The organism is Rhizobium sp. ZK1 (assembly GCF_047782645.1).
Classification (GTDB): Bacteria; Pseudomonadota; Alphaproteobacteria; order Rhizobiales; family Rhizobiaceae; genus Rhizobium.
In genome coordinates, this window is the sequence record NZ_CP180587.1 from 433075 (window position 1) to 448147 (window position 15073).

At 59.8% G+C, this 15073-nt stretch carries 11 protein-coding genes and 1 pseudogene; 4 read left to right on the forward strand and 8 right to left on the reverse strand.

The annotated features are described in order from the left end of the window. Positions 1 to 136 precede the first annotated feature (136 nt). The 3 genes from ACK9YZ_RS24605 to ACK9YZ_RS24615 all read right to left on the reverse strand — a co-directional run bounded on the left by ACK9YZ_RS24605 (position 137) and on the right by ACK9YZ_RS24615 (position 4407). On the reverse strand, positions 137 to 442 hold the full coding sequence (locus ACK9YZ_RS24605; RefSeq protein WP_416067943.1) for a hypothetical protein: 306 nt from the start codon (positions 440 to 442) through the stop codon (positions 137 to 139). A gap of 191 nt (positions 443 to 633) precedes the next feature. Then, positions 634 to 2529 carry an ABC transporter ATP-binding protein gene (locus ACK9YZ_RS24610; protein WP_416067944.1) on the reverse strand — a complete coding sequence of 632 codons (1896 nt, stop codon included), beginning with the start codon at positions 2527 to 2529 and terminating at the stop codon, positions 634 to 636. A 24-nt stretch (positions 2530 to 2553) separates the two neighbouring features. Then, positions 2554 to 4407, reverse strand: coding sequence for an ABC transporter ATP-binding protein (locus ACK9YZ_RS24615; protein WP_416067945.1), 1854 nt, complete (start codon positions 4405 to 4407; stop codon positions 2554 to 2556). Between the two features lie 308 nt (positions 4408 to 4715). Here ACK9YZ_RS24615 and ACK9YZ_RS24620 point away from each other — a divergent pair, with 308 nt between their 5' ends. From ACK9YZ_RS24620 to ACK9YZ_RS24635, 4 genes and pseudogenes are all read left to right on the forward strand, one after another. Beyond that, positions 4716 to 5585, forward strand: coding sequence for an aldose 1-epimerase family protein (locus tag ACK9YZ_RS24620; protein ID WP_416067946.1), 870 nt, complete (start codon positions 4716 to 4718; stop codon positions 5583 to 5585). A gap of 275 nt (positions 5586 to 5860) precedes the next feature. Continuing rightward, complete coding sequence (locus ACK9YZ_RS24625) at positions 5861 to 7267, forward strand: FAD/NAD(P)-binding protein (RefSeq protein WP_416067947.1); 1407 nt, start codon at positions 5861 to 5863, stop codon at positions 7265 to 7267. Between the two features lie 77 nt (positions 7268 to 7344). After that, positions 7345 to 9269, forward strand: a pseudogene (locus ACK9YZ_RS24630) (PAS domain S-box protein). Between the two features lie 31 nt (positions 9270 to 9300). Further along, complete coding sequence (locus tag ACK9YZ_RS24635) at positions 9301 to 9576, forward strand: hypothetical protein (RefSeq protein ID WP_416067948.1); 276 nt, start codon at positions 9301 to 9303, stop codon at positions 9574 to 9576. Between the two features lie 113 nt (positions 9577 to 9689). On the opposite strand, the gene ACK9YZ_RS24640 is transcribed toward ACK9YZ_RS24635, so the two are convergent. The 5 genes from ACK9YZ_RS24640 to cyoA are packed head-to-tail and all read right to left on the reverse strand — an operon-like array spanning position 9690 to position 14727. Next, positions 9690 to 10448, reverse strand: coding sequence for an SURF1 family protein (locus ACK9YZ_RS24640; protein WP_416067949.1), 759 nt, complete (start codon positions 10446 to 10448; stop codon positions 9690 to 9692). A gap of 47 nt (positions 10449 to 10495) precedes the next feature. After that, positions 10496 to 10897, reverse strand: a complete 402-nt coding sequence (gene cyoD / locus ACK9YZ_RS24645; RefSeq protein WP_216759246.1) for a cytochrome o ubiquinol oxidase subunit IV — start codon at positions 10895 to 10897, stop codon at positions 10496 to 10498. Beyond that, positions 10894 to 11514 carry a cytochrome o ubiquinol oxidase subunit III gene (gene cyoC, locus ACK9YZ_RS24650; RefSeq protein WP_216759245.1) on the reverse strand — a complete coding sequence of 207 codons (621 nt, stop codon included), beginning with the start codon at positions 11512 to 11514 and terminating at the stop codon, positions 10894 to 10896. The genes cyoD and cyoC overlap by 4 nt, the downstream gene beginning before the upstream one ends. Before the next feature lie 6 nt (positions 11515 to 11520). Then, positions 11521 to 13524 carry a cytochrome o ubiquinol oxidase subunit I gene (gene cyoB / locus ACK9YZ_RS24655; RefSeq protein WP_216759244.1) on the reverse strand — a complete coding sequence of 668 codons (2004 nt, stop codon included), beginning with the start codon at positions 13522 to 13524 and terminating at the stop codon, positions 11521 to 11523. Between the two features lie 42 nt (positions 13525 to 13566). After that, positions 13567 to 14727, reverse strand: a complete 1161-nt coding sequence (gene cyoA / locus ACK9YZ_RS24660) for a ubiquinol oxidase subunit II (RefSeq protein WP_216759243.1) — start codon at positions 14725 to 14727, stop codon at positions 13567 to 13569. Between the last annotated feature and the right edge of the window lie 346 nt (positions 14728 to 15073).

The following is a 15073-nucleotide window of genomic DNA, read 5'->3' on the forward strand; positions in this document are numbered from 1 at the left end:
AACCGATACGTCGTCAGTTTCTGGCGAGCATGGCCGGGATTGCAACTCCAATCCCGGCCGAGGAGGCGAGAGGCAGCGGCGATACCGAGGGATCAGGTCAATGCCGCTTTAGTGCGTCAAGTGATTCTCGAAGCCGTTAATCGCAGACCCGTACGGTTTCGGTGTGATAGCCGCCGTCGTAGCGGTTGCGGACGTCACGATCCTCGTACCAGCACCGCGGCGGTGGCGGACCTGCATCATAGTAGCGGGGGCCGTCGACATAGCGGGGACCGCTATTGACGATGGCGCCGCCGATCAGGCCACCGACGACACCCGCTGCCAGGCCGCCGGCAATGGCACGGCCGGTATTGTCGTGGTGATGATGGTCGCGTGCGGCAGCAGGTTGAATAGCCGAGCCCACAAGGGCCGTCGCAATCAACAGACTGCCAACAATTCTCTTCATAACATTCTCCTTAGTCGCAAATCGCCCCTATAGAACATAAAATGCTCCACGGCGGCGTTTGTTCGTTCAAATCTTGCACCTTTTGAGGCAGGCCCGCCAAGAAATGGCGCGCAGGGCCTCAATTTATATTTTGCACTGAAATCCTCAGGGCGAATTCGGCTGGCTCAAACGCGCAATCGCAACTGCCGGCGTCAGGTCGCTGATTCCGTCACCGTTTCTTCCAGCACGTCCTCGGGAATATCGTCGAAGGAAGCGTAGTTGAGGTTATAGAGCTTCGAGTAAAGCTTGCCATTCTTCATGAGCTGCTGGTGATTGCCGCTTTCGACGATTTCGCCATTCTGCAGCACGATAATGCGATCGGCTTCCCGGATCGTTGCCAGGCGATGAGCGATGACGAGGCCGGTACGGTTTTCGAGCAGCTTCACCAGCGCCTTCTGGATCAGCATCTCCGTATAGCTGTCGATATTGGCGGTCGCCTCATCGAGCACCAGGATCTTGGCGTCGGCCACCAATGCGCGGGCAAAGGAGAGAAGCTGACGCTGGCCGAGCGAGAGATTGCCGCCGCGCTCGCCGAGCATGCTGTCGTAACCTTGGGGCAAGCGCATGATGAAGTCGTGCGCGCCGACAGCCTTGGCAGCCTCGATCACCTGCTCGCGGGTGGCTTCCGTCTTGTGATAGCGGATGTTTTCAAAAACCGTGCCCGTGAAGAGGAAGGGCTCCTGCAGCACCATGGCGATCTGCTGGCCGAGAGAATCCTGCGTCAACTCGCGGACGTCATGGCCGCCGACAACGACCTGTCCCTGCTGCACTTCGTAGAAGCGGTGGATCAGCGACATGCAGCTCGATTTGCCTGAACCGGTCGGGCCGACAAGGGCAACCGTCTCGCCGGGATTGACCCTGAAGCTCACATGCTTGAGTACCGGGTGCTTCGGATTGTAGCCAAAGACGACATCGCGGAATTCGACAGAGCCGTCCATGTCGGGCGAAAGCACCTTGGCATCCGGAGCATCCCTGATTTCGACCGGCACGTCGAGCACGTCGGTCAAACGTTGGCCTGACGCCATGGCGCGCTGCATGACGGAATATTGCAAGGTCAAAGAACGGATCGGGTCGAAGAAGCGCTGGATATAGAAGAGAAAGGCGACAAGCACGCCGACATCGAGCGCCTGGTTCAACACGCGCGCGCCGCCGACGACGATGACGAGCGCCATGGCGATACCGGTCAGCGTATCGACGATCGGCACCATGATCTGCGCGTAACGGGCTGCAGTCAGATGCGTCAGCAGGTTGGCATGCGCCTTGTCGTCGTAAAGCGTGAAGTTGACCTCCTGCCGGTCCATGCTCTGGACGGCGCGCACGCCATGGATCGCTTCGGCCAGGGCGCCGTTCGCCACCGAGTTCGTCTCGTGCGCTGCCATGAAGGATTTGCGGGCAAGCGGTAGCCAGAACAGGCGCACGACGAAGAGAACCGGCAGCACCGACAGCGTCAGCAAGCCGAGCTTGAAGTCGAGATAGAGCATCACGAAGACGATGCCGAAGAGCAGGAAGATATCGCCGACCGAGAGTACGCAGGTTTCGAGGAATTCCTGCATCGAGTTGACGTCGCCCTGCAGGCGCGACATCAACCGGCCGACCTCGGTCTTGTCCATGAAGGAGAGCGACACGCGCTGGAGATGGGAGAACATCGCCTTGCGGATATCGAAGAGCACGTTTTCCGCTACGCCGCCAACCAGCGTTTCCTGAAAGTAGCTGGCCCCGTAGTTGATGAGGATGGCAATCAGGAAGGCGACGATCGCCAAGGTCAGTGCTGAGCCATTGTCGTCCGGTTGCATGCCATGGTCGATGGCGTAGCGGATGATCAGTGGAATGAGAAGCTGCATACCGGTGAAGACCAGCACCGAAATCACCGACAGGATCACATCGCGCCGGTAGGGATGCACGAAGGCCCAGATGCGCTTGACGATGTTGGAATCGAAGACCTTGCCGAAGATTTCTTCTTCGACCCGCTGCGATCCGACGACCGCCCTTGGCGGGCGCCTGCCATCCTCGCGAACGTCAGGACGCTCGGTTTCCAATTCTTCGGCCATCCTGTTTCCTCCTGCGCCGGTTTCTTACGCGCTCAAAGCGTCGTCGCCCGGTCGCACCTGCAAATCGTAAAGTGCCTTGTATCGTCCGCCGAGCGCCAACAGCTCGTCATGCGTGCCCTGTTCGATGATGCGGCCATCCTCGATGAAGAAGATCTTGTTGGCATGCATCAGCGAACTCAGGCGATGGGCGACGATGATCGTCACGCGATCGGCCGCGTAGCGGCGCATGGCGCTGCGAATGCGCTGTTCCGTTGCCGCGTCGATCGCCGCGGTCGAATCGTCAAACACCATGACCGCGGGTTTCAGCATCAGCGCGCGGGCGATCGAAAGCCTCTGGCGCTGGCCGCCCGAAAGCGAGACGCCGCGTTCGCCGACGACCGTGCCATAGCCCGTCGGCAGGCCCAGCACGTAGTTGTGCAACTGTGCGCTCTCACTGGCACGCTCGATTCGGCCTTCCTTGGCCCAGGGGTCGCCATAGGCGATGTTGTTCTCGATCGTCGTCGTGAACAGGAAGGAATCCTGCTGCACGACGGCGACGGAGCGGCGCAGTGACTGCAGGGTCGCCTTACGAATATCCTGTCCGTCGATGGTGATCTTGCCGCCGGTCACGTCATAGAAGCGCGGGATCAGATGCGCGAGCGTCGATTTGCCGCTGCCGGGCGGGCCGACGATACCGATCGTCTCGCCACGCTTCGCCTCAAAGCTCACGTCGTGCAGAACCTCGTGCATCGGCGAACTCGGATAGGCGAAGCTGACATTCTCGAAGCGCAGCGTACCGTCCGTTACCGTCAACTCCTTCGCATCCGGGGCGTCGCGCACGGCGATTTCAAGATCCAGAAGGTCAAAAAGGCGCGTACCGCAGGTCGAAGCGCGGGCGAAGGCGTTGACCATCAGGCCGAGCTGGCGCACCGGCATCTGCAGGATGGTCATGAAAGTCAGGAACGAGGCGAGCGTGCCGACGGTGATCTCGCCGGAATGCACCTTGCCGCCGCCGACCCACAGCACCAGACCCATGGACGCAAAGAAGGAAAAGGTCATGGCGCTGGTATTGATGACACGGATACCGACGCGCTGATGGGCAAGTTGCAGCGCATTTTTCGAGGCGTCGTCGAACTTCGACAGTTCGTGCTCCTGCGCTGCGAAAGCGCGCACGACGCGGATGCCGCCGAGATTTTCCTCCATGATGCGCGTCAGCACCGAAAGCCGCTGCTGTAGGTCGAGCCAGGTGGCGCGCAGGCGAAGCTGGGTGACGGAAGAACGCCAGCCGACGAAGGGCACGAAGGAGAGCGCCAGCAGACCGAGCACCACGTCGGTCGAGAGCAGCATATAGGCGCCGATACCGATCAGCATGGTCAGCAGGAAGACGCGCACGAGCGCCGTCGAGAAATACATGCGCACGCCTTCGAGATCGAGCAGGCCGACGGTAATGAGATCACCTGAATGCACGCTGTCATGGAAAGAGAAGGAGAGGCGCTGGATTTTCTCGTAACAGGCAAGGCGCAGCTCGTAGCCCATATGGTGGCCGACTGCCTCGCTGTAGTAGTTCTGGATCATCGTGAAGATGCCGCGCAGCACGCTGGCGCCGAGCAGAAGCAGCGCCGTCGTCAAAAGCGCGTCCTGCGCGTGCTGTCCGATCGTACCTCCGTGAAGCGCCACCTGCGTATGGTCGACGGCCTGGCCGAGCAGGCGAGGGATCAGCAGTTGGAAGGTTGAGGCGATCAGCGTGGCGCCGATGGCGAAACCGGCTTGCCAGGGATGGCGGAAGGCCATGACGGTGATGCGGAACAGTGTGTAGAGGCCCTTGCCCCACCCCGCCGCGGTTGCAAGCGCCATCGAAGCCGAAGGCTTCGTCGCGCGTATGGACGCATCGCTGCTCACGGTATTTTTCCAATAGATGTGTGCTCGGACCAAATGGCCCGGAAAGAAGGCAAATCCATGAAGGGATTGATAGCACACCCACTTTTGCCGATTCCGGCAGGGGGTTCAAGTAAAGAATTCACCAGCCGGTTATTTTTACGTGAGCCTTCCTCGCATTGGATGGCAGCGTTACCGTCGGCCCCCGCCGCCACACGCAGCAGGGGTATTTTCCGGCTCGAAAACGAAAATCTCGGCGCTCCACATCGCCGGTGGAAATCCTCCTTCCGGGCATGTATGGTCCGCTCGCCAACCAGCACGAAGAGGCTTCGATGTCATCCACGATCCGGATTGCAAATCAGTTTCTCACGGTCGATGTTTCCTCGCTCGGTGCGGAAATGCAGGCGCTGACATCGAGTGATGGGCGCTCCTGGGTCTGGAATGGTGACGCCGCCTTCTGGACTGGGCGTTCACCGATCCTGTTTCCGATGGTCGGCAAGGCGCCGAACGATATCCTGAAAGTCGATGGCCAGAGCGCGCCGATGGCCCAGCACGGTTTTGCCCGCCGCAGTGAATTTGCGCTGGCATCTTCGTCCGAGACGAGCTGCCGCTACGAGCTTGCCGCTTCAGAGACGACGAAGGCGGTCTATCCCTTTGATTTCCTGCTGGCCGTCATCCACAGCGTCGAAGGCCGGGCTCTGACCGTTGCCGCCGAAGTCACGAACCGCGACAGCCGCTCGATGCCTTTCGGCCTCGGCTTCCATGCGGCCTTTCTCTGGCCGCTGCCGGGTGCTGCAAAAAAGCCGCATACCATTACGCTGGACAATGGTGCCGAGCCGGCGCTGCGAAGGCTCGAAGGAGGGCTGATATCGCCGAAGAAACTTGCCTCGCCCTTCATGGCTGGCAGCCTGGTGCTCGACCACTCGATGTTCGAGCAGGATGCGATGATCTTCCCCGAAGGTGCAGGCTCCGGTCTGCGTTATGAGGCCGAAGGTGGCCCGGCCATGCATTTCAGCTTCGAGAACCTGCCCAATCTGGCGCTCTGGACCAAGCCCGACGCTCCCTTCCTCTGCATCGAGCCCTGGCACGGAACAGCCGCCGAAAATGGCGGTCCGGACGATCTGGAGGGCCGCCCCTATACGATGGTGCTTGCTGCGGGCCAAACGGCGCGGTTTTCCTTCACCGCCGAAATCCTCGCCTAGGCCGGACTCATTTTCCGTTTTGGATCAGGGTGTTGGGCAGGTGGTAAAATAAACTTCTTGCTACCTTGTGCTTTTCACGCTTTCATACACGACTAGTTTAATAGACTATGGGGCAGGGTGAGGGCGTCTTCTCCAGCCTGTCATGGTTCCGGACGGAACCCGATTTAGCGGCGATTGTTTGCATGGCCGCATGAACCTGCCCAACGCATGGCTTCAGATGTTCTGCGTTGAAACCTCGATCGAGACACATGCGGATGAGCCGCAAGGGAGTTGAGATGACGGTTCAGGGACTTTTTTCCGGCAAAGCGATTGCGGCGGCGCAAATTTCCGCTGTGCCGCGTATTGCGATCGTCGGCCGTGGTTTTTCCGGCATGATGATGGCGGTAGCGCTGATGCGCACCGTGCGTACGCCGTTCCACCTCCAGCTTTTCGATCCGAATTCCACAGTCAACGGCGGTCAGGCTCTCTCCTCGGCACGGTCGTCCACCATTCTCAATACGCGCGTTCGCGACCTCTCCGTCTCGCTCGGCGATCCCGACGATTTCAACGACTGGCTTTGTAGCAATGCCGAGTTCCGCGCCGCCGTGCCTGCCGCGATTCCGGGCTTCCGGCAGATCTTCGTGCCCAGGGAAATCTTCAGCGATTATGTCTACCAGCGCTTTTCCGAAGCGCTGGCCGCCCGTCGGGACATTACTGTCCAGGTCTGTCACGATCCGGTCGTGGCAATCCGCAGGAGCCATGGCAACCGCTTCCTGCTCGAAAGTGCCAATCCTGCCAATCCGCTTTTCGATACCGTTATCCTCGCGACCGGCTACGGCCTGCCTCGCTCCGAGGCCGAAGAGCAGGAAGTCTCACCGGTCAGGGCGCAGCGCCTTGTTGCCCGTCCTCATACGGTGCTTCTCGGCAGTGGCATTCGCGTCGTGGACCAGCTGCTGCAGCTTCGCGACTCCGGTTATGCCGGGCAGGTAACGATCATTTCACGGCACGGTTTCCTGCCGCAGAGCCACACGCCGAATTCCGCAGATCCGGTCTTCCCGGCCGAGGCGCTGCCGCAAGGCCTGCCGGACATCGTCAGCTTCATCCGCCAGGCCTGCCGCGAGGCGGAAGAGGAGGGGCGAAGCTGGCAGTCGGTCATGAACGGCCTTCGCAGGCACGCCCGTTCGCTCTGGCGTTCGTTGCCGGCGCGCCAGAAGCGTCAGTTCAACCGGCATCTGCGGGCGATCTATGACAGCCACCGCAACCGCCTGCCGGAAACCATGCATCTGCGCCTCAAGCGCGAGCTTGCCGAGGGCCGCACCGTGCTCAGGCGTGGTCGCGCCGGGCGCCGAGGTCTCAGCGGCCTGTTCTTCATGCCGGCCGGTTCGTCCAGCGAAGAGGTCATCCACGCCGAACGCATCATCGATTGCCGTTGTCATGCGCCTGATCTTTCCGCTCCTCTGATTCAGAGCTTGCTTGCGGCGCGTCTCGCCATGCCTGACGAGCTTGCGCTTGGCTTGGCGGTCAATGCCCGCGGGGAACCGTTCCTGGACGACGGCTCGTCGATTGATGGACTCTTTGCGGTTGGTCCGCTCGGTCTCGGCAGTCTGCCGGACATCGATCTCGTGCCTGAGATCGTCACGCAGGCCTATTCGGCTTCGGAGCGAATTGCGGCACGCTTCTATCCGCAGAGCCAGGCTGTCTGAGGAAATTCCTCGTTCAGCTGGAACTATAAGCCCCTGCCGGCGTTAAACTGCGCTGGTGAATCGTTTAGCGGGGGCCGATGGAAGCCTTGAACCGATATGATACGTCTCTCGAAGACGAGGGGCGTTTCCGGGTGCTCGTCGATGCGATTACCGACCATGCGATCTACATGCTAAGCCCGAAGGTCTTGTGGCGAGCTGGAATTCCGGCGCCCAGCGTTTCATGGGTTATCGCGCTTCCGAAATCCTCGGCCAGCATTTTTCCTGTTTCTACGTCGATGCCGACAGGCAGGTCGGTCTGCCCGCCAGGGCGCTTAAAATTGCCGTGACGAAAGGACGCTTCGAGGGGGAAGGCTGGTGCCAGCGCAAGGATGGCACGCGCTTCTGGGCGCATGTCATCATCGATCCGATCCGCCATGCCTCCGGCGAGTTGATGGGTTTTGCCAATATCACCCGCGACGTGACGGAGCGCAAGGAGGCCGAGAACGCGTTGAGGCGCAGCGAAGAGCAGTTTCGCCTTCTCGTTCAGGGCGTCTCCGATTATGCGATCTACATGCTTGATCTCGAAGGCAACGTGACGAGCTGGAATTCCGGCGCTGAGCGCATCAAGGGTTACAGGTCAGAAGAGATCATTGGCCGACACTTTTCCACTTTCTATACAGATGAGGATCGCCTTAACGGATTGCCTCAGCAGGCACTGGCCATCGCCAGCCGCGACGGACGGCTCGAAAAGGAAGGCTGGCGCCAGCGCAAGGATGGCTCCCGCTTCTGGGCCAGTGTCGTGATCGATGCGATCTGGGACGATTTTGGCGAGATTATCGGTTTTGCCAAGATTACTCGCGACATCACTGAGAAGCTGGAAACGCAGCGTGCGCTGGAGCGGACCCGCGAAGAACTTTTCCAGGCACAGAAGATGGAAGCGATTGGCCAGTTGACCGGCGGTATCGCGCACGACTTCAACAATTTGCTGATGGCGGTGCTGGGTAGCCTCGAAATCCTCAAGAAGCGCATGCCGCAGGACCCCGCTCTGTCGCCGCTTGTCGACAATGCCATGCTCGGCGCCCAGCGCGGCGCGGCACTGACCCAGCGCATGCTCGCCTTTTCCCGCCGTCAGGAGTTGCAGGTTGAGACGATTGATGCTTGCGAGCTCTTGCGCGGTATGATGGACATGGTTTCGCGCTCCCTCGGCCCGATCGCCTCGCTTGAAACCGAAGTTCCCGAGAGTCTGCCGGCGATCGCCACCGATCCGAACCAGCTCGAGACGGCCGTACTCAACCTCGTCGTCAATGCCCGTGACGCCGTGTCGGGTGGTGGCCGTATCAGGATCAGCGCTTCAGAAGAGGTCGCGTCGGAGGACGGCAATCTGCCGCCCGGTCATTATGTTCGTGTCGTCGTCAGCGATGACGGGGAAGGTATGGACGAAGAGACGCTGAAGCAGGCCACGACGCCCTTCTTCACCACCAAAGGTGTCGGCAAGGGCACAGGGCTCGGCCTTTCCATGGTGCAGGGTCTTGCCGGCCAGTCCGGCGGCAGGCTCGTTCTGAAAAGCCGGCTCGGGGAGGGAACGGCGGCGGAGTTGTGGTTCCCGGTCGCGGAAGCCGAATGCGTGGTCGAACAGCCTGAACAATCCTTGCCCGAGACCTTAATCAGTTCGCGACCGCTGCGCATTCTTGCCGTCGATGACGACGGGCTGGTCTTGATGAATACGGCCCTCATGCTGGAAGATCTCGGTCACACCGTATTCGAGGCGACCGCCGGCGCCGATGCGCTCGATATTCTTCGCCACGAAGAGGTCGATCTCGTCATTTCCGATCATGCCATGCCACGCATGACCGGTTCGCAACTGCTGCTCGCAATCCGGGCTGAATGGCCAGATATGCCTGTCATCCTTGCGACGGGCTTTGCCGAGATTCCCGAAGGCGTCGGTATCATTGACGTGCCACGCCTCGGCAAACCCTTTTCACAAGCCCAGCTTGCCGAAGCGATCGGGCGGGCAATCGCTTGACTCGCAGAGGCCTATTGATTCCCATCCTTCCATGGCGACCTTCAAGTTCATGGAGCAGGTGATCACCGCGACCAACCTTGCCGTCGATCTCAAGCCGATCGATATCTCCGAACTGCCCGAAGATGAACATCAATCCTTGATTGAAGGAGAGGCGGCGAGGATTGAGGTCAACAGACAATTCCTGTGCGTGTCATGGGGATCCAGCGCACTCAAGTTCCTGAATTCGGGAGAGTTCTTCCTGGCCCTTACCGCAGTCATGCGCAAGACAATCACCGTCGCAAACGCCCGAGTCAGGGACGCTCTGTGACGGCAAACCAAGATAACAGCGGACTAAGCTTCGACTGACTTGGTAACGACGGACGGCGACAACTCGCCTTCATCATGAAAGTCGAGAAGCCTGCCGTCCCGATCGGTGATCGCTCATGTTCCCCGGCGTACCCTGGTCTCGTTTCGCACGATATAGATGAGCAGCCCCGCCACCATGATCGCCAGCACATACCAGGTGATCGCATAGACAAGATGGTTGTTCGGGAAGTCGAGGACCGTCAGCCCTCCGACGGGCAAGCCGCCGGCATTGGGCGTCGCGTCCGCGTCGATGAAAAACGGCGCGACATCTGCGATGCCCCGCTTTTCGGCAATGGCTGGCACATCGCGCGAATACCAGCGGTCGGCAACCGGATCGTTGGAGCGTAAGAGCATGCCTTTCGGCTCGCTCATGCGCATCAGCCCGGTGACGCTTGCGGGTTTGGCAATCCAGCTCTCCGGTCGTGAAGCCGGGTCGCGGCGGTCGGTCGGCACGAAGCCGCGATTGATGAGGATCGCGCTGCCATCCGCGAGCCGAAGCGGCGTCAGCACCCAGTAGCCGGCGCCAAGCGCTGTCGATGCGGTGACAAGCGTTTCCTTGTCGTTTTCGAAGGCGCCTGTTGCCGTCACTCGCCGATATTCGTCATCGGCGGCATTGACCTTGCCCCAGTCGGCGCGAGCTGGCGGGACGACGGGCTCGGCGTGGACGCGCGCATCGACGCGGGCGATCAGATCGAGTTTCCAGGAGAGCCTATAGACTTGCCAGGTGCCGAGCGTGATCAGGGCAGCGATGAGGGCCAGAAGGCCGAGCCCAAGGATCGCAAGTGTGACGGCCGAACGCGGCCTGTCCTGTTGGTCGGAAGAGAGATCGGTCATGAGTAAACCGCAATGGGCGGCGTTGCCGCCGCCCATTTCCCCAGCCGTTACGGCATGTTCTTCATCATTTCAGGGCTCATCGGCATCATGTTCGTATTCAGGTGATACATGACCCAGAGCGAACCCGACAGCGCGATCGCGACGATGATGATCGTGAAGATCAGCGCCATGATCGTCCAGCCGCCTTCCGACTTCGTATTCATGTGCAGGAAGAAGATCATGTGAACGACGATCTGCACGGCGGCGAACACCATCACGAAGATCGCCGTCACGACATGATTTTCGAACACCTCTCCCATGACTAGCCAGAAGGGGATGGCAGTCAGGATGACGGAGAGAATGAAGCCCGTCACGTAGCTCTTGAATGTGCCGTGACCGGCCTGATGCCCGTGACTATGGCCGTGATGAGCCTCGTGGGCATCCTCATGTGCGGGTGCTTGCGAACTCATCCAAGAACTCCCATCAGATAGACAAAGGAAAAGACGCCGATCCAGACGACGTCGAGGAAGTGCCAGAACATCGAAAGGCACATCAGACGCCGGCGGTTGGCTTCGATCAGACCGTGCATGGATACCTGCACCATCAACGTGACCAGCCAGATGATGCCGAAGGTGACGTGCAGACCGTGTGTGCCGACCAGCGTAAAGAAGGACGACAGGAAGGCACTGCGCTGCGGTCCTGCGCCCTCATGGATGAGGTTCACGAACTCATAGAGTTCGAGGCCGATGAAGACTGCGCCGAAGAGGCCGGTCACGGCCAGCCAAAACAGCGTTTCCGCCTTTGCGTTGCGCTCCATCTGCAGCATCGCAAACCCGTAGGTGATGGAGGAGAGAAGCAGCATCGACGTGTTGATGGCGACCAGCCTCAGATCGAAGAGATCGGCCGGCGACGGGCCGGCCGCATAGCTGCGGCCGAGCACGGCATGGGTGGCAAACAGCACCGAGAAGATCAGGCAGTCGCTCATCAGATAGAGCCAGAAGCCCAGATTGGTGCTGTTCTCCGGATGATGGTCTTCCGTGAGGTAGAATTCAGGCCTTTCGGCCGTGTCGATAGTGTGATCGCTCATGGTCTCTTACACCTGCTCGGCAAGCAGCTTGGTGCGCTTGCCTTCCGTTTCGATGACTTCATCCGCAGGGATGTAGAAGTCACGCTTGTAGTTGAACGTATGGCCGATCGCGACGATGAGCATGGCGACGGCCGAGACGACCACCAGCCACCACATGTACCAGATCAGGCCGAAGGCGAGCGCCACGCTGATGGCGGACAGAATCGCGCCGGTGCCGGTATTCTTCGGCATGTGGATAGGCTTGAAGCCGCCGAGCGGACGCTCATAGCCGCGGTTCTTCATATCGTACCAGCTGTCGTGATCATGCACGACCGGCGTGAAGGCGAAATTGTAGTCCGGCGGCGGCGAGGAAGTCGACCATTCCAGCGTACGACCGTCCCACGGGTCGCCGCTGTCGTCGCGCAGCTCTTCGCGCTTCCTGAAGGAGACGACGATCTGGATCAGGAAGGACGCAATGCCGAGCGCAATCAGGCCGACGCCGAAGGCGGCGATGATGAACCAGATCTGCAGCGACGGATCGTCGAACTGGCTCATGCGGCGGGTGACGCCCATCAGGCCGAGCACGTAGAGCGGCATGAAGGCGAACCAGAAGCCGATCTGCCAGAACCAGAAGCTCATCTTGCCCCAGAAGGGGTCGAGCTTGAAGCCGAAGGCCTTTGGAAACCAGTAGTTCACACCGGCGAACATGCCGAACAGAACGCCGCCGATGATCACGTTATGGAAGTGCGCGATCAGAAACAGCGAGTTGTGCAGGACGAAGTCGGCCGGGGGGACGGCAAGCATGACCCCGGTCATGCCGCCGATGACGAAAGTCACCATGAAGCCGACCGTCCACAGCATCGGCACCTCGTAGCGGATGCGGCCGCGATACATGGTGAAGAGCCAGTTGAACATCTTCGCCCCCGTCGGGATGGAGATGATCATCGTGGTGATGCCGAAGAAGGAATTGACGGAAGCGCCCGAACCCATCGTGAAGAAGTGATGCAGCCACACGAGATAGGAGAGGATCATGATCACGCAGGTGGCGTAGACCATCGAGGCGTAGCCGAAGAGGCGCTTGCCGGAGAAGGTCGCGACCACTTCCGAGAAGATGCCGAAGGCCGGCAGAACGAGGATATAGACTTCCGGGTGGCCCCAGATCCAGATGAGGTTGATGTACATCATCGGATTGCCGCCGAGGTCGTTCGTGAAGAAGTTCGTTCCGGCATAACGATCGAGCGACAGGAGGGCGAGCGTCGCGGTCAGGATCGGGAAGGAAGCGACGATCAGGATGTTGGTGCAGAGCGCCGTCCAGGTGAAGACCGGCATTTTCATGAAGGTCATGCCCGGCGCGCGCATCTTGACGATGGTCGCGATCAGGTTGATGCCTGACAGCGTCGTTCCGACACCGGCGACCTGCAGGCCCCAGATATAATAGTCGACGCCGACGCCTGGACTATAGGCGGCACCCGAGAGCGGCGGATAGGCGAGCCAGCCGGTCTGTGCAAATTCGCCGATGAAGAGCGAGATCATGATGATGATGGCGCCTGCCGTCGTCATCCAGAATGAGAAGTTGTTGAGGAACGGGAAGGAGACGTCGCGCGCACCGATCTGGAGCGGCACCACGAAGTTCATGAGGCCGGTGACGAAGGGCATCGCCACGAAGAAGATCATGATGACGCCGTGGGCGGTGAAGATCTGGTCGTAGTGATGCGGTGGCAGGGGGCCTTCAATGCCGTTGAAGGCAACCGCCTGCTGTACGCGCATCAGGATGGCATCCGAAAAGCCGCGCAACAGCATGATGACGGCGAGGATGACGTACATGATGCCGATCTTCTTGTGATCGACGCTGCAGATCCAGTCGTTCCAGAGCGAACCCCAGAACTTGAAATAGGTGATGATACCCAGCACCGCGATGGCGCCGATGACGACGCCGATGAAGGTCACGACCAGGATCGGCTCGTGATACGGGATCGCGTCGAGGGTCAACCGGCCGAAGATGAACTTCAGGAGGTCAGGATTGGAAAACATGGAACAACCCGTTCATTATGTCTCGCGACGCAAAGCGCCAGGTTAATTGTTGTTGAGCTGCGCCGGCGCCGGATCGCCGCCATTGCTATTGCCGGGCATGGAATGGCCATCATGCTGCATGTCCATTCCGGGCATGTTCTGCATGCTGCTGCCATCGGTGCTTTCGGCAGGCTCGCTGCGTGCGGGAGCGCCCGTTGCGGGCACGGTCGCTGCAGGTGCGACAATGCCTTCGTCCGCATGGCGGTTGTCGTAGGTCAGCTTTTCGCGGTTTTCTTCGCTTTCCTTGCCGCCGCCGCCCATCATGTCGATGTGCATCATCTCGCTCGCGCACATCTTGCCCGGCGTGGCGCACATGTTGAGGATCGCATCGTAGAGATCGGCATCGGCGCGGGCATAGTATCGCACCGGCTCCTTCTCGCTCGGCTTTTCGAGCTTCAGATAGGCGTCGCGGTTGAGCATCGTGCCCTGCTGCTTGACCTGCGCCACCCAGGCGTCGAAGCCCTCCTGGTTCAGGCCGTGGAACTTGAAGCGCATGTGCGAGAAGCCCTCACCGCTGTAATTTGCGGAGAAGCCGTCATATTCGCCTTCCTTGTTGATGACGGCGTGCAGTCTCGTCTGCATGCCGGGCATGGCGTAGATCTGCCCGGCAAGGGCAGGAATGAAGAAGGAGTTCATCACCGAGGAGGCGGTGATCTTGAAGTCGATCGGTACGTCGACGGGAGCTGCGAGCTCATTGACCGTCGCAATGCCGAGGTCGGGATAGAAGAACAGCCATTTCCAGTCGAGCGCCACGACCTCGACGGTCAGCGACTTGGTATCTGCCGGAATGGCACGGTCCGCATCGATACGGTCGAGCGGGCGGTAGGGATCGAGCTTGTGCGTGGAAATCCAGGTGACGGCGCCAAGCGCAATAATGATAGCGAGCGGTGCTGCCCAGATCACGATTTCGAGGCGGGTCGAATGGTGCCATTCGGGCGCGTAGTTCGCGGTCGTGTTGGAGCGCCGGTAGCGCCAGGCGAAAAGCAGCGTGAGGAAGATCACCGGAATGATGATCAGCAGCATCAGCACCGTGGAGACGATGATGAGGTCGCGCTGCTGGGTGGCAATATCGCCCGAAGGCGACATGACCACCAAATTGCATCCTGCCAAAAAAAACAGCGGCAAGACTAATAGAAGGCGGGAAAACTTTGGCAGTTTTTGCACGTCTCTAAGCTCTTTTTGTTTCGTTCGATTGCCGACTAAAGCACTGGCACGAGCAGCGATATGAGGTCTTTGGTCGCAGTGCAACATGCATTTTGCACCGCAGGAGAAGTCAGCCTCCACAACGCCGCGAAATCCTGATGGAAACGAGAAGGAATTTTGCCGACGCTGATTTTTGTATATCCGAAATACAGGACTTTGCCCAATAAAACTCTGGAATAGGTCGGGATAGGTATCACGCGATTTTTCCATCGCATCGATTTTTGAGAATTCGGCGTCAACTATTTGCGCAACAAGGACTTGATAAGCTGCAAATATGGAACAAGATCAGCTTGAGGTGCTTTGTAAA